Origin of the sequence: Desulfobacter latus (assembly GCF_013389365.1) — a bacterium.
Classification (GTDB): Bacteria; Desulfobacterota; Desulfobacteria; order Desulfobacterales; family Desulfobacteraceae; genus Desulfobacter; species Desulfobacter latus.
Genome location: NZ_JACADJ010000005.1, coordinates 112,776 through 128,249, shown reverse-complemented (window position 1 = coordinate 128,249; position 15,474 = coordinate 112,776). Strand labels below are relative to the sequence as shown.

The following is a 15,474-nucleotide window of genomic DNA, read 5'->3' as shown; positions in this document are numbered from 1 at the left end:
TGCTCGTAGTGCATCCGACAGGTTAGAACTGAGCTATACGCTTCGAGAGATAAGTGGTTCGCCGCTGACAGTCAATCAACCTGTTTAAGATCAATCTCTATATTTCTCTATGGAGTTGGTAACTATTTCAAAAAGCTCTTCCATGGTGCCGATTCCGCCGGGAAGCGCAATGAACCCGTCGGACAGATCCGCCATCATGGATTTTCTTTCATGCATGGAATCCACGACCACAAGCTCTGTTAAGCCGGGATGACTGATCTCCCGGTTTAACAGGGCCTCGGGAATGACACCTGTGACCCTGCCACCGCCTTTGAGAACGGTGTCCGCCAGCGTGCCCATGAGCCCTACACTTGCTCCGCCATAAACAAGATCAATCCCTTTTTCCAGCATGGCACGGCCAAGGGCTGCCGCGCCCTGTCTGTATTCGGGACGGGCCCCGTCACTGGACCCGCAGTAAACACATATGTTCTGCATTCTTTATTTCACCTGGGTTCCCACAAAATGAATGCATCCGGTGGGACATTTTTCAATGGCCTTCATGGCCTCTTCACGTTTTTGAGCTGAATAATCATCATAATTGCATTTAGACAAATTGTCCGAAATGGTAAAGAGGTCAGACACCTTTGTACAGGCTTTGCATGCAACGCAGGCATTTTTACAAGCGGCTTTGGCATCCTTTGCCTTGTCTTTATTGGAGCAGGCCACCACGGGTATGGCCGCTTCCCTGAACCCCTCAATGGAGATGATATTTCTCGGGCAGACCTTGGCACAGGCACCGCAACCGATACATGTTTCATAATCCACCCGGGCAAGGCCGTCTACGATATGGATGGCGTCGTAATTACAAGCCTGAACACAGTCGCCAAACCCAAGGCATCCAAAGGTGCAGGCCTGGACATCTGCCACCTGCTGGGCAGATGCGCACCGCTGTTCCCCCATGTATTGGGTCAGTCCCAGACGACTGGACAATGGTGCGTTGCAATGGACAATGGCATGCATGGGCACCATGTCGCCCACATCAACCCCCATGATATCGGCGATCTGCTGGGCGCAGGCTGCGCCGCCCACCGTACATTTGTTCACAGGATCATTGTCAGTGACAATGGCGATGGCATAGTCGCTGCACCCAAGATAACCGCAGCCACCACAGTTCGCACCGGGAAGCGCCTCTATGACCGCTTCAATTTTAGGATCTACGTCAACTTTAAATTTTTTATTGGCCCATCCCAGGATATAGGAAAATATCACAGCCATAACCAGCATGCTTGCGCCGGCAATACCAAGGGAAATCATCATGGCATTCTCACTCCCTGGATGTTATTGTCTTTAATATCAAGCAGGGCAACACGCTCCCCGTGTACGACAGCCTGGGAAACCTGGGGCGAAGGCGTTAATGCCTCTTTAACGCCTGAATCCACACCGGTAAACCCCATAAAGGCAATGGCTAAAATCCCCCCGATGACCAGGGTAATAGCCGCCCCTTCAAAGGGCTTGGGAACATCGCAAAGTTCCAGTTCTTCCCGGATACCCGCCATAATCACAATGGCAATGGTGAATCCCAGTCCGCCAAAAAGGGCCAGGGTCATGGCTTTGCCCAAATCCCACACCGCTTTGGGGTTGTCAACGCCTGCCACATGACTCATGATGGTCAGGCAGGCAAAAAGGATGGCGCAGTTGGTCGTAATCAAGGGCAAAAACACCCCGAAGGACCGGTAAAGCGGCGGAAAAAATCTTCTGACATACATCTCCACAAACTGAACCGACGAGGCAATGGTAAAAATATATACAATGTAACTGAGCACTGTCAGATCAATTTGTGCGGCGGCTTCAGGCGTGGTAAAAAAACCGGCAATAAAGGTTGACACCGGTGCGCCTGGAATCAGCACAAAAACCGTGATGCTCCAGGAAAGAAACGCGGCAATACTCATCACAAAGGTCACGGCGCACCCCATGCCAAAAGCCATCTCGACCTTTTTAGACACCCCCACAAACGGACAGATGCCCACAAAATAATAAAATATAAAATTGTTAATTATCGACGCTGACAGGGCAATCAGCAGGATTTCCACAAAATAGTCCATAGACTCGCCTCAATCTTTGTAATTCTATTTACGGGCTTGTTCCCGTTTATCATCAATATAATTCACCAGTCCCAGCAGCAGCCCCAGTGTAATAAATGCACCCGGGGGCAGTACCATGACGACCCAGTCCGGCCAGCAGGCCGGCAGGACCCTGAATCCCATGAGCATACCGGTACCCAGAATTTCCCTGACCGCCGCAATACTTGCCAGGGCCAGCCCGAATCCAATGGCCTGGCCCAGGCCGTCGGCCGCCGCTGTAATCACATTCTGCTTGGATGCACACACCTCACACCGGCAAATGATCAGGCAGTTAACAATGATCAAAGGGATATAGGGACCAAGGGTTTTACTCATCTGGAACATATATGCGGCCAGCACCCTGTCCGCCACGGTTACAAAGGTCGCAATGGTCAGGGTAAACACCACGATCCGCAGATGGGGTTTTAACAGGTTTCGGATCAGGCTGATCACGACATTGGCGCAGACCAGAACAAAGGCCACGGAAACGGCCATGGTTAACGCCGGCTTCATGCCGTTGGTGACAGCCAGGGTGGGACACAATCCAAGAAGCTGCCGGTAGACCGGGTTCTCGGGCAGAATCCCCTGTACAAATCGCTCTAACGCTGTGGGTTGATCTGCCATCAGGAACGCTCCTTATTTTTACTATTTTTACCGGGTTCCTTGTTTTGAACCGCCGGGATTTTGTTGTTTTCAGGACCGGCGGGGACGTCAAGATGTGATACCACATCGGCAACGGCCGAATTCACGATACCGGTCACACTTTTTGAAGAGATGGTGGCGCCGGAAATGGCGTCGATCTCATCTTCTTCGACCCCACCCCCCTTAACAACGGAAAGATGTTTTGCCGTGGATTTTTCTTTGAACTGGCCCCGCCAGGCATGTTCCAGAATCTTGGCACCCAAACCGGGGGTCTCTTTCTGATCCAGCACAAAAAGCCCTGTAATGCGTTCACCCTGGGCATCAATTCCCACCAGCAACTCAATCTTATCCGCATATCCCTGGCCGTCGGCTTTGACCACATGCCCAACCACTTTGCCTTCCGGCAGCCAGGCATCATACACGGTGTAAAATTTGGTGATTCCGTTCTTCTTTACTTCAACCACCCGTGATTTAATGGTAAGTGTCTGGTTGTCATCGGCAAGCTCGGCAGCCAGATCCTCTCCAAGCACCAGTACGGGTATTTTTGCCATGGTCTCTTTGACCTTGTTGGCCTCAATCACAGGCCCGAGTTTTGCCTGGATGCCGGCAAGGGCGGTGCCGAACAGGGTGGCAAGGAGAAGTACCAGCCAGGCCTGGGCCAGGTTACTGTTTTTCAATGACATGATATCAGGCCTCCCTTTGTCCCATGGGCTGGGGAATGGTCCAGCGGTTAATCAGCGGGGTCATGGCATTCATTATCAGCACGGCAAACATCACACCTTCCGGATAACCGGAAAACAGACGGATAACCATGATCAGACAACCGGTACCCACGCCGAAAATCATTTTCCCTTTAGCTGTTAACGGAGATGTCGCGGGATCCGTGGCAATGAAAAAGGCACCAAACATCAGTGCGCCTGCAAATAGATGGTGCAGCAGGAACACCCCTTGATATCCCCCTGCGATGTCCGTAATTGCCGCGATCAAGGCAACGGTTATCAAAATGCTTGCAGGAATCTGCCAGGACGCGGTTTTTCTGTAAATCAGATAAAGCCCCCCTAAAATACAGGCACCGGCACTGACTTCACCGATAGACCCGTTGGTAACACCCATAAACAATGGCGCAATATCGGTGTGAACGCCATTGAACTTCAACGCACTCAACGGAGTTGCCCCGGACACGGCATCCACCAACCCTGTTACATTTTCATAGGCGCCCGCCCCCATGAGCTGGGCAAAGGCAATCATGACAAACGCCCGCCCCACCATGGCAGGGTTGAATATGTTCATCCCAATACCGCCGAATATAATCTTGCCGATCCCGATGCCGACCACCGAGGCTAAAGCCCCTACAAACCAGGGAGCCGACCCCGGCATGGAAAGGCCTAAAATAACGCCCGTAACCATGGCGGAGCAATCTTTTAAGGTAAAAGACTTTCCCCGCATGCGGACAAAGAAATATTCCGCCGCAAGACTGGCAACCACACAGACAATAAGCTGTTTAAGGGCATAGAACCGGAATAAGTAAAGCGATACGATAATGGCAGGCGACAGCCCAAGGAGTACATCGACCATCATCCTGCGTGTATCGGCCCTGCTGTCTGAAATATGCGGGGACGGGGCCACGTTTATGAAAGGCGGCTTTCGCCCGGGCCTGTCTTCAGGCGACATGGCTGAATTTATCTGTCTATTAGTGTCTGACACGTTTTGTTCCTTGTAACAATTAATTTGTATTTTTTATAACCTATTGCTCAAAGCCGGCTCCAGGCATGAAATCAGCGGCGTTCCCAGGCGTTCAGCTGAGCCTTGCCCTCACGAATCAGCTGGACCAGGTTCAGTTTTGCCGGACATACATAGGCACAACTCCCGCATTCAACACAGGCGCGAATATGATACTGAGCTGCAATTTCGGGATTATTATACCGGGCCGCTAACGCCAGCCTTGTGGGTACAAGGTTCATGGGACAGGCGTCCACACACCGCCCGCAGCGTACGCAATTGGTTTCATCCGCCTTGCGCACATCGTCATGGGTAAGCACCGTCAGGCCTGATGTACCCTTGGTTACAGGGGCAGACAGATTCGAAAATGCAAACCCCATCATGGGACCGCCGGAAATGATCCGGGCCGCATTGGGCGTCAGGCCGCCGCAGAAGTCAACCACTTCGGCCAAAGATATCCCTATGGGCACAAAAATATTCTTCGGGTTGCAGATGCCCTGACCGGAAACAGTGACCACCCTGTGGGTGAGAGGAACATCCTTGATAATGCTGCGGGCCACTGCGGCCATGGTTTGCACGTTACTCACGGCAACACCCGCATCCGCCGGCAAACCACCTAAAGGAATATTGAGGCCGACCACTGCTTTTACAAGTTGTTTTTCACTGCCTTGGGGGTATTTGGTTTTCAACACGGCAACCTGTACCACCGTTTGCCGGGTGGCCTGCTGGAGCCGCTTTATGGCTTCGGGTTTATTGTCTTCCACACAAATGACAATTTCTTTGGCTGAAACCGCCCTGCCCGTCAAAAGTGCGCCGGTCACGATGACCTCTGGTGCCTCAACCATAAGCCTGTAATCACAGGTTAAATAGGGCTCGCACTCACACCCGTTTACCATTAAAGTATCAATGACCCGGGTATCATTGGGCATCACCTTGACATGGGTGGGGAACGCTGCCCCGCCTAAACCCACGATACCGGATTCCTGAATCTTTTTAACAATATCCATGGACCCATAATCTGAAAAACCGTCCCGGGGCCATTGTGTAAACTTCACGTCTTCCCAGATTCTTTCCGGGGGAATCTGCTCCCCTTCCGCCTGGATGGTGATCGCATCAAGATGTCTGCCGTTGGGCAATGTCACCATTGTATTTCTTTTAACTTTTCCGGCAATCGGCGCGTGAAGTGAGGCGGAAACAAAGGCTTCTCCCTTACCTACCATCTGCCCGTAACCAACCGTTTCTCCGGACTTGACAATCTGCTTGCAGGGCACCCCAAGATGCTGAAGCAGCGGTAACGTCACGGTTCGGGGTATTTCCATCACTTCAACAGCCATGTTGGCGGACAACGCTTTATTGTCCGGTGGATGAATCCCATGGGGAAAACTGCCGGTTCCCGGAAATCCCTTTAATTTAAATAAACCCATAAATTCCTGTATACCTTGTTTCTAATCTAGCTATACAATACCTAAAAGACAGTATCTAAAAAAATCCATAAGAAAAGCTTAAAATTCCAAATTTTTTAAATTTTATCAAGCCCCAAATTTAAAAACAGCTATTTTTCTTGGCTCTGTGATGAATTTATATTACCTTGTTATGCGTTTTGATTATACAAGCCATGTACAAAATAACTTTGAAGATTTAAATTCAAGTAAATTCACATTAAACAGGATAAAATAAAATGGGAACCATATTGATTGTGTATTCATCCAGGGCAGATGAAACAAAGGGAATCGCTGAGTTAATCGCAGAGGGCGCTCGTCAGTCAGGGCACCAGGTGGTGGTTAAAACCGCTGAACAGATAAATAATAAAGACGATTTAGCAGGGTTCGATGCTTATATTTTCGGTTCCCCCACCTATCATGGAGAAATGCTGCCTGCCATGAAACAAGTTTTATTTATGGCTGAGAACGCACAGCTCAAAGGTAAGCCGGGCGGGGCCTTTGGTGCATATGGATGGAGCGGGGAGGCCAATAAAAGAATATTTGACACAATGACCTATATTTTCAAAATGAGAACAGCACCCGGCCCTTTGATGATCAAGGCGTCCTGGGTTGAAGACGGCGTTGAAACAGCCCAGGCCTACGGAAAAGAGATTGCAGGAATGATATAACTCGATGATCCGGTTTTTGTTAATTTGCCCAACTTCTGCGTTGGAAACAATTCTTAAGCCTCAGAATATCGGGCGTTCTACCCACAAATATAATATATTTTCCTGTAAAGAAGCAGGTAAGACGCCCGCGCTCCCTTAGATTATTCCCTTCCGTGTTTCCGATGGGAAGTTTCACGGTATGCGTTCGGTTTATGAATGGCAAGGGACCATCCAGGATGAATGCGAGGTGGTGATGATTGCAAAAACCCATGCGGATTGTTTGCCTGAACTGGAGGAGGCGGTGAAGCGCATGCATAGCTATGATTGTCCCTGTATCGTTGAAGTGGCTGTGTCTGGTGGCAATAACGCGTTTTTGGATTGGGTGAAGGCCCAAGCAAGTGGGCCCTGCGTCAGTAAAGGATGATTAATGAATGATATAAAACTCGATCATCTGCTACAGTAGCCCGGCCTCTTCCTCATCCCGGCGCCACTCCGCCAGGTATTCATGAATAAAGGCGGATTTTGCTTTTCCCCGGGGCGTCAGCCATACATAGCCCATGCAATCCAGCTGACTTTCCAGCAGGCTGAAAAAAGCCTGCTCTATACCTGATTTATCCTGGTTCAAACCCAGGGCAATACATTCATCCACCACTGCCCGGGTAAGCTGACCTTCGGGCAGAAATCCGTCGCATATCATGGCATTCCAGGCGTCCGGGAAATGGACAATCTTCCAGGCACAGATATCATCAGGGCGCAGGATACTTTTATTGTCCGGATTAAACGGGGCCGGTGCAAAGAACATCTTCATTTGGGAAAACTGCATCAGCTCTTTAAGAACCGCCTGTTTATCCTGGCCGAATATCCACTCTTCGGGCTCCAGCAATACAGGCGGGTATTCCTTGCTTGTCAGTGCGTAGCGGAAAGGACCCTGTTTTTTCCAAAACGTTTTAAAATCCTTAACATTGGGCAATATTTTTCTTACACATGCCGTGGTCATTTCTGATTATCCATTTATTTAAGTGTTTACCCTTGACCCAGCAGCTGAACCGGCCGGGCCTTCATGACCTGCCAGGCCGCGCCAAGGCCGGTGGCCATGCAGGTCACCGTTGAGAGGCACAGGATCAGGAAAAGGGTCCCCTCGGCCGGCTGCCACAGGCTGTCAAAAAAATACCAGGAGATCCCAAAGGAGACCGCAACACTCAGACACAGGGCCGTAATCCCTGCTGCAAACCCGACAAACCCGGATTCCAGCAGAGTAATAAGCTGTAACGTATTGAAATCCGTACCCAGGACCTTGAGCAGGTTGATCTGGTTCCGGTTTTTAAAGGCCTCATGCCGGGAAATAGAAAATATGGACAAAAGCCCCGCAGCAATGGCCAGCCAGGCCATAAACTTCACCGACAGGGACAGGCGGTCGGTCACCCCCAGAATGGTCTGGGCCGTCTGGGTCACATCAATGACGGAAATATTGGGAAATCGGTCTACAATTTCATTTTTCAGTTCATGGCGCCGGGAACGGTCCAGGTTGGAAATGCCGGCCACATAGGTTTTGGGGGCATCGTTGAGTACCCCGTCCTGGAACAGCATAAAAAAATTGGGCTGGAAGCTGGCCCATTTTACCTGGCGCAGGTTGACCACTTTCCCGGTCAGGAAAATCCCCTGGATATCCACTTCCAGCGCGTCACCGATCTTTAGGTCATGGCGGTCGGCAAAGGATCGTTCCAAAGAAATTTCAAAAGGTGTGTTGCTGCCGAATTCCCAGGGGGTTTGGGACATGGGCGCGCCCTGGACCACCTTTTCGGACGCATCAAGGGTCTTGCGAAAAGAAAAAATAAACGCCAGCCGCCGGCCCCGGGCCCTTTTTTCGGATTTATCCCGCCGCCCGTAAAAGGGCCGGCCGTTCACGGTCTTGATTCGTCCCCGGACCATGGGGGAAATCCGGGTTAGTTCACCCTCCTGAGCTTTCATGAACCGGATCAGGGACGCTTTTTGCGCTTCCTGGATATCGGCCAGGAACAATACCGGGATTTTCAATCCTTTTGGCCGGATAATCTCGGTTTCCAGGCCTTTGCGGACCTGGGGGACAAGGGCAATCAGGAACACGCCCATGGCAATGGTAACAAAACAGGACAGGGACGACCATTTGTTGCGAAACAGATTCCGAAAAGCGATCTTCACCGGGATCTGCTTTGAAGCGGCCGGAAAACGGCATGCCCAAAACACCAGAGCGCCGATCAGGGAAAACACGCCCAAAGCCAAAATAAATCCGCCGGCAAACAGGGCGCCGTCGACCATGGTCCCGGACACCATCACAGACATCAAAAAAAGCGCTGCGATGACCGGTACAAATGACAATGCCTGCCACAGGGTTTTGCGTTTTGAGCCCCGGCGCGTCACGGAATGCCCCTGGAGCAAGGTCAGGGGCCGGATACTGAAAATCGTGACAAACAGGGGCAGACAAAACACCAGGCTGCCGGCGATGCCGACAACCAGGGCAACGGCCAGGGTATCAAAGGACATGCCCACGTTCAGGTGAGCCGGTATCAGGTCCTTGAAAATCACGGGAAAAACCGGCAGAAGCACCATGGAAACGATCACCGCCAGGCCGGCTGAAATTGTACCCAGGAACAGAAGCTGACAACTCACATAAAAATAAATGTATTTCCGGGTCGCCCCCACGGCCATCAAAATAGCCATTTCCTTTGATTTCAAGGTTAAAAACCCCCTGAAAAGATAGGCTGCCACCATACCGGCCAGAAACAGGGCAATGATACTGACCAGGCCCATGTACCGGGTAAAATACCGGCTGAGACGCCCCAGTCGCTGGTTGACATCCCGGGCATCATAGACATTAAGCCGGGGCTGGTTCCGGACCGGATCATAAAAATGCTGTTTGAGGTCGCGGATTTTTCCTTCCAGATTTACGCCGGGTTCGAATCGGTAGTAATACAGATACCGGACCCGGCTGCCAAACCGGATCAACCCGGTCCCGGCCAGTTGGTCCAGGCCCATATAAACCTTGGGGGCCAGCTCCAACCCCGTCAGATTCTTGTCCGGATCATCCTTGAAAAAATCCCGGATCAGAAACGCTTTTTCTCCCAGCTTTACCGGTTTTCCACGGTCGGAATCGGTCTTGATCCCAAGGGATCGGGCCGTATCCCGGGTCATAAACAGCCCGGGGTTACCCTGGATATCTTTTGAATCCGTCTCTTCTTCAAACGTAAAACCACCGTACAGGGGATAGGCCCCATCCATGGCCATAACCCTGACCAGCCTGGACCGGTCATGCCCCCGGGCCATGGAAAAAAACGTGACCAGCCGGGCCTTGTCCCGGTATCCGGCCAGTATCCGGTCGGCCTGCTGCATCTCCTGCTGTGTCAGGGAATTATAGGAAATCAGCACCAAATCGGCTGTGAGAATTTCTTTAAGGTTCTCATCCATGTGGCGGTCCAAAGACTCCCGGAAGGACTGGATGGCGATAAACCCGGCCAGTCCCAGGGCCAGGTTCAGGATAAAAAACAGGGAAAACCCCTTGTGGGTGATCAACTCCTTGAACGCCGTCCGTATCCAAAACATCAGGACAGTCCCCCCCGTTCAAGGGTGAATGTACTGCGGCACCGGTCGGCCAGGGCAGGATTGTGGGTTACCAGGATCAGACTTTTATTTTCAGTGTCCACCAGGTTAAACAGCAGATCAGCCACTGTTTCGCCGGTGGCCGTATCCAGGTTACCCGTGGGTTCGTCGGCCAGGATCAGGGACGGTTTAACAATCAAGGCACGGGCAATGGCCACCCGCTGGCATTCTCCGCCGGATAAGGCGCCGGGCAGGTGGTGCCGCCGGGGGGAAAGCCCCACCATTTCCAGCATGGCATGGGTTTGTCTCTCAATGTCCGGGACCTTGAGGATTTCCAGAGGCAGGCTGATGTTCTCCTGTGCCGTCAAATGGGGCATGAGGTGAAACTGCTGGAAAATAATCCCGATGTTCTCTGCCCGGAACCGCGCCAGCCGGTCTTCATTCATGGCGGCCAGATTTTCGCCGTCCAGGATGATATCCCCGCTGTCCGGGCGGTCCAGGCCGGCAATCAGGGACAAAAGGGTGGTCTTGCCCGAGCCGGACTGGCCGATGACGGCATAGGTCCGGCCGGGCCGGATTTCAAGGTTCACATCATTCAGAACCTGGATCATACCGGTTCCCGGAGAATAAAAAGACTTGCAAAGATGATTAATTTCCAGTCCCATCATGGCTCCTGAATCCTTTTTAAAATAAAAGGCAATACGGTTTTTGCGATTTGCTGATGTCCTGCCCGGTTGGGATGAATGCCGTCGGGCTGGTTCATGTCCGGCCTGCCCCCTACTCCTTCCAGGAGAAAAGGAATCAGAGCAATGCCGTGGTCATCGGCCAGCGTGGTAAACACCTGTTTAAACGCATCGGCATATTCCGGCCCGTAATTGGGGGGAATCTGCATACCGGCCAGGATGACATCCATATTGTTGTTTTTTGCAAATGTAATGGTCTGGCCCAGGTTCTCTTCCATATTTTCCACGGACAAGCCCCTTAAGCCGTCATTGGCTCCCAGGGCCAGCACCAGAATATCAGGAGCGGCTTTTTGGAACCATTTGAGCCGGGAAAGGGCACTGGCCGTAGTCGAACCGCTGATGCTGCCGTTCATGATCTCGACATGATGTATCCCGAGCGATTCAAGTTTCTGTCCCAACAGGGCCGGATAGGCGTCTTCCTGGGCGATCCCGTACCCGGCGGTAATGGAATCTCCCAGGAACAAAATTTTTATTTTTGGATTTCCCCATGCTCTCGCAAACATGCCCGGCATAACACCTCCCCAGACCATTAAAACCAGTAAGACTGTTACATATCGTTTTTTCATTTACTTTCTCCCAAAAACACCGAAGTAATATGTAAAATAAACCACAGAGGACACAGCGTCCACAAAGAAAAATTTATTTAATTTATCATAGTATCGAACTATGATACTATGATATCATACTGTCATGAACAAAAAACAACGCCAAACGCTAAAAAAAATATTTGAACGCCCTGATCGTTCAGATATTCCTTGGACAAGTGTTGATGGAATATAAAGGATATTTTGCAAAAGTCGAATTCGATGACGACGCTGATATTTTTCACGGAGAAGTCATTAATCTAAGGGACGTAATTACCTTTGAAGGTGAAACGGTTCACGATTTGAGAGCAGCTTTTCATGATTCAGTAGAAGATTATCTTGAATTTTGTGCCGAACGGGGCGAAGAGCCGGAAAAGCCGTATTCCGGGAAGTTTTTAGTTCGTGTAGAACCCGAACTCCATAAACTGCTTGTCATTAAAGCCCGAAAAAAAGGTAAAAGTCTCAATGCCTGGATTCATGATACGCTTCATGAGGTTGTGAAAGCCAACACCCAAAACCATTGAAATTTTTCCGGCATCAGTGTAGAAAACAAATCAATTAAAATTTGAAAACAAACGAGGAATCACATGCCGGAAACCAATGACTTTCTTGAGGATGCTCAAGAGGATTTAAAACAGATCGTTCAGCCCTTTCAGCGGGATCTGAACCAGAAACAGAAAAAAGCCGATTTGATCAAACAATGCATCCGATGTGCAGAGAGGGATGACTTTCTCCAACTGGATGAACTGCTCAAAAGCAAACTGGCCGGGGATATATGCGAGGACGAGTCCCTTGAAAGCTGCGCCCCGATATTTGAAACCCTGGGGACCTATGCCGATGAAAAGGTGGCGCAATACCGCATGGATCTCATCGAAGATCTGACCCGGAAATGCGAAGAGGCCGGTCTCGAAATGGAGATGGATTTTCCCAGGTTCACGGTTTTAAAAGGCATCACCGGGGAGATTGATTTTGCCAGCCGCTCCACGAAGATCAACAAAAAAGTACTCAAATCCATTGATCCCCGGCGGATCATGGCCATGGTGGTCCGGCTCAAGAAGCAATTGTACGACAAGCCCTATGATCCCCAGGAGTTCATTGATGGCCTGTGCAAAGTCTACCTGGAACTCCTTGAAAAAGAAGATCTGCCCGCCGGCCGCCCCGTGCCCATGCAGCAATTTTACCTCGCCTATGTGATCTCCTTGCAGTCCAAAACCTTTTTCCAAAACATGGACAAGGGGAAATTTAAAGGCTACAGCCTGGACCAGTTTTCCGTGGACCTGTGGCGGTACTACCAGGCGGGCATCGGCGGCACCTCCCAAGGATACGAACTTCAACTCACCCCAGGACGAAACAAGGCCTTGTGGCTCCTGGACACCCAGGGGGAACTGCGCCAGATCACTGCCATCTCTTTCCATAAATCCTAAGGAATATTTGGTCATGATATCATTGGATGCCCTCAAAGAACTCAAACCCTTCCAGGCCAGAGCCATCATCGAAGAGCTGCGCAAGGGCAGCGTGCCTGTGGAATATGTGCCGGTATTTACCGTGGGCCGACAGAAATGGCTCGCCTATATCGAAGATGACCTGGAAAACTACATTGCTGAAGGCGGGGCCAAGGTACGGTTCATCAGCGGAGATTACGGAGACGGTAAAACCCATTTCATGTCCGTTATCCGGCATCTGGCCATGGAAAAAGGATTTGGCGTCTCCTTTGTAGTCCTGACCCGGGATGTGCCCATCCACAAATTTGAAACCGTTTACCAGTCCATTGTCCGGCAGCTCCAGGGCAATTTTGACGGTGTGGGCATCCGGAATCTGCTGACCGCCTGGCTGGAGTCCCTGTCACCGGAATTCCAAGACGCCAAAGCAGCGGCCGTCACAGAAAAATGTACAGCCCTGGCCGAAGAACTCAGGGATATCCCGGACATGGATATCAATTTTGCCAATGCCCTGGCCGCCCTGGTAAGCAACCGGTTTGCCCCCCTGGCGGAAGGGGAGGATGAGGAACGCCGCAAGGCGGACCGGGAAATCCTCATGCACTGGTTTGAGGGCGGCAAGGTCACCAAACGGGAACTCAAGCCCTTCCAGATTTACGAATACCTGACCAAGGTCAATGCCCGGCAGCTGATGAATTCCCTGATCCTGTTTTTGCGGCGGTTTGGGCACCAGGGTTTGATCCTGCTTATGGATGAAATGGAGACGGTGGTGGCCATGAGTGCCTCGGTGCGCAATGCGGCTTACGAAAATGTCCGTCTCTTCATCGACAACAGCGAGACCGCCCAATACCTCCACATTTTCTTTTCCATCATCCCGGACGTGCTGGTATCGGAAAAGGGCTTTAAATCCTACGACGCCCTGTGGAGCCGGGTGCGGTCCATCGGGACATCAATGGGCGACGCCAAACGTCTCAATTACCGGGGCGTGCTTGTGGATATCCACCAGACGCCGCTTCAAACCGAAGAGCTGGCAGACCTGGGCCGGTGCCTGCTCTCCCTGCACGGCGTTGCTTACCGCTGGTCCCCGGAAGAGATGGTTACGGATAAGGTCATACAGGATATCTGCGAGAACCAGAAAAGGATGGGTGTCATCAGCGAGGTGCGGCTTTTCATCAAGCAGCTCATCGGTGTCCTGGACCTGGCCGAACAGGGTGAGTCTCCGGAGGAGATGGACATGGCCCGGCAGATGGTCGAGACCCGAAAAGAGATGGAAGCGGAAAAAATGAAGCAGATGGAGCCCACCTGGGATGATTAAATCGGAATAAACACCATGGATGAAAAGGCATTTAACGCACAGATCAACGGCGCCAAAAATTTCCATCTCCGCAGGGCGGTGGAGCGCCTCAGGGAGGGCCTGTTTGATCCCCTGGGGGTCCAATGGCTCACCTCAGGGGAAGACAAGCTCAATCAACTCTTTGACCAGGGGGTTACAGCCCTGGACAAGGGCATGCCTTACCACCTCTGTGTCTGCGGCGCATACGGCCAGGGCAAATCCCACAGCCTCACCTATTTGAAACAGCGGGCCCTGGAAAATAATTTTGTGGTCAGCTATATCAACCTGGACCCCCGGCAAATTCCCTTTCACGACTTTCAAGCGGTTTACCGGGCTTTGATGGGGGCCATGGTTTTTCCCAATGAAGAAAACAACCTGGTAAACGTATGGAAGGAAGCAGCCGCCCAATGGCCGGCCCGGCCGGAAAATAAGAATAAGGTCATCAGTGATTTTATTCCCGGTGACATGCCCCACCGCTTCCGGGCCATCCTGGCGGCCATGGCCCACAAAAACATGGAGATTCCGGCCAACAAGCGACACTTAAAAAAACATGCCCGGTTTCAACCCCGATCCTTTGCCTGGACCCTGAAAAATGCGCTCATGGGCAAAGAGATCCCGGCCCATAAGCTTGCTGCGGCCTTCCATTACCGGGAAGTGCCCTTTTACAAGGGCCACTCCCTGGTCTGCCGGGAACCCAAAGAATATCTGGCCATGGTAAAAGGGCTGGCCCGGTTGATCAAGGAGATGGGATACGGGGGCTGGGTCCTGCTTTTTGACGAAGGGGAATCCATCGGCCAGACCCGCATCACCAGCCGCAGCAAAAGCTATGATCTTCTCCATGAAATCTTCTGCCCGGAACGCCCGGCACAGGGATTTTACCCGGTATTTGCCTTTACTCATGATTTTTTCAGCCTGGTTGAAACCGAGCCCTGGGACCGGACCCGCAAACCCCGCGGACGGCAGAAAACCGACCAGCCGACCGACGACATTCCCTGCTTTGCCCGCAATTACCACAAGGCCTGGAAAAAGATCAATATCCATTCTCTCCAGGACCTGTCATCCGGTGAATGGAAGAGACTCTCGGACAAGCTTAAAATCCTCCATGGCCGGGCTTACGGGTGGGCGCCGGAAAGCCCTGAACTGGACCGGGAAATGAAGCAGGTCCTCTCCCGAAACAAAGGGGCTGAATCCAGGATGAAATTAAGGCTCCTGGTCAACCAGCTGGATCTGGAACAGCAGAAAGCGCCCTGCTGAAC

General features: G+C 51.6%; 17 protein-coding genes. 6 read left to right on the top strand and 11 right to left on the bottom strand.

The features are described from left to right. Window positions 1-90 precede the first annotated feature (90 nt). The 7 genes from HXW94_RS02770 to rsxC form a co-directional block, all read right to left on the bottom strand. Window positions 91-474 carry an LOG family protein gene (locus HXW94_RS02770; RefSeq protein WP_178365379.1) on the bottom strand — a complete coding sequence of 128 codons (384 nt, stop codon included), beginning with the start codon at window positions 472-474 and terminating at the stop codon, window positions 91-93. 3 nt (window positions 475-477) lie between these two features. Continuing rightward, window positions 478-1,296, bottom strand: a complete 819-nt coding sequence (locus HXW94_RS02765; RefSeq protein WP_178365378.1) for an RnfABCDGE type electron transport complex subunit B — start codon at window positions 1,294-1,296, stop codon at window positions 478-480. Beyond that, window positions 1,293-2,081 (bottom strand): electron transport complex protein RnfA, encoded by a 789-nt coding sequence (locus HXW94_RS02760; RefSeq protein ID WP_178365377.1) that lies wholly within the window; start codon window positions 2,079-2,081, stop codon window positions 1,293-1,295. The genes HXW94_RS02765 and HXW94_RS02760 overlap by 4 nt, the downstream gene beginning before the upstream one ends. A gap of 24 nt (window positions 2,082-2,105) precedes the next feature. Then, complete coding sequence (rsxE, locus tag HXW94_RS02755; protein WP_178365376.1) at window positions 2,106-2,723, bottom strand: electron transport complex subunit RsxE; 618 nt, start codon at window positions 2,721-2,723, stop codon at window positions 2,106-2,108. Further along, window positions 2,723-3,424, bottom strand: coding sequence for an RnfABCDGE type electron transport complex subunit G (locus HXW94_RS02750; protein ID WP_178365375.1), 702 nt, complete (start codon window positions 3,422-3,424; stop codon window positions 2,723-2,725). The genes rsxE and HXW94_RS02750 overlap by 1 nt, the downstream gene beginning before the upstream one ends. Window positions 3,425-3,428: 4 nt before the next feature. Continuing rightward, entirely contained in the window at window positions 3,429-4,445 is a 1,017-nt protein-coding gene (locus HXW94_RS02745) for an RnfABCDGE type electron transport complex subunit D (RefSeq protein WP_178365374.1), read from the bottom strand. Window positions 4,446-4,516: 71 nt separating this feature from the next. Then, window positions 4,517-5,884 (bottom strand): electron transport complex subunit RsxC, encoded by a 1,368-nt coding sequence (gene rsxC, locus HXW94_RS02740; RefSeq protein WP_178365373.1) that lies wholly within the window; start codon window positions 5,882-5,884, stop codon window positions 4,517-4,519. A gap of 254 nt (window positions 5,885-6,138) precedes the next feature. On the opposite strand from rsxC, the gene HXW94_RS02735 reads away from it, so the two are divergent. Both HXW94_RS02735 and cutA read left to right on the top strand, forming a co-directional pair. Continuing rightward, window positions 6,139-6,570 carry a flavodoxin domain-containing protein gene (locus HXW94_RS02735; RefSeq protein ID WP_178365372.1) on the top strand — a complete coding sequence of 144 codons (432 nt, stop codon included), beginning with the start codon at window positions 6,139-6,141 and terminating at the stop codon, window positions 6,568-6,570. A 178-nt stretch (window positions 6,571-6,748) separates the two neighbouring features. Next, a complete protein-coding gene (gene cutA, locus HXW94_RS02730; protein ID WP_178365371.1) occupies window positions 6,749-6,973 on the top strand; it encodes a divalent-cation tolerance protein CutA in 225 nt (74 codons plus the stop codon). A 30-nt stretch (window positions 6,974-7,003) separates the two neighbouring features. Here the strand turns inward: cutA and HXW94_RS02725 are convergent, their stop codons facing one another. The 4 genes from HXW94_RS02725 to HXW94_RS02710 are packed head-to-tail and all read right to left on the bottom strand — an operon-like array spanning window position 7,004 to window position 11,431. Beyond that, window positions 7,004-7,546, bottom strand: a complete 543-nt coding sequence (locus tag HXW94_RS02725) for a hypothetical protein (RefSeq protein ID WP_178365370.1) — start codon at window positions 7,544-7,546, stop codon at window positions 7,004-7,006. A gap of 26 nt (window positions 7,547-7,572) precedes the next feature. Next, entirely contained in the window at window positions 7,573-10,125 is a 2,553-nt protein-coding gene (locus HXW94_RS02720; protein ID WP_178365369.1) for an ABC transporter permease, read from the bottom strand. After that, window positions 10,125-10,790, bottom strand: coding sequence for an ABC transporter ATP-binding protein (locus HXW94_RS02715; protein WP_246293704.1), 666 nt, complete (start codon window positions 10,788-10,790; stop codon window positions 10,125-10,127). Before HXW94_RS02715 ends, HXW94_RS02720 begins: the two co-directional genes overlap by 1 nt. After that, window positions 10,787-11,431, bottom strand: a complete 645-nt coding sequence (locus HXW94_RS02710; RefSeq protein ID WP_178365368.1) for an arylesterase — start codon at window positions 11,429-11,431, stop codon at window positions 10,787-10,789. The genes HXW94_RS02715 and HXW94_RS02710 overlap by 4 nt, the downstream gene beginning before the upstream one ends. A 203-nt stretch (window positions 11,432-11,634) precedes the next feature. Between HXW94_RS02710 and HXW94_RS02705 the strand changes: the two genes are divergently transcribed. The 4 genes from HXW94_RS02705 (at window position 11,635) to HXW94_RS02690 (ending at window position 15,472) form a co-directional block, all read left to right on the top strand. Next, window positions 11,635-11,973, top strand: a complete 339-nt coding sequence (locus tag HXW94_RS02705) for a type II toxin-antitoxin system HicB family antitoxin (RefSeq protein WP_178365367.1) — start codon at window positions 11,635-11,637, stop codon at window positions 11,971-11,973. Window positions 11,974-12,036: 63 nt separating this feature from the next. Next, on the top strand, window positions 12,037-12,873 hold the full coding sequence (locus HXW94_RS02700) for a hypothetical protein (RefSeq protein WP_178365366.1): 837 nt from the start codon (window positions 12,037-12,039) through the stop codon (window positions 12,871-12,873). Between the two features lie 13 nt (window positions 12,874-12,886). Further along, the gene (locus HXW94_RS02695) at window positions 12,887-14,200 is read left to right on the top strand and encodes a BREX system ATP-binding domain-containing protein (RefSeq protein WP_178365365.1); all 1,314 of its coding nucleotides are present in this window, start codon (window positions 12,887-12,889) and stop codon (window positions 14,198-14,200) included. Window positions 14,201-14,215: 15 nt separating this feature from the next. Next, window positions 14,216-15,472, top strand: a complete 1,257-nt coding sequence (locus HXW94_RS02690; protein WP_178365364.1) for a BREX system ATP-binding domain-containing protein — start codon at window positions 14,216-14,218, stop codon at window positions 15,470-15,472. Window positions 15,473-15,474: the final 2 nt, after the last annotated feature.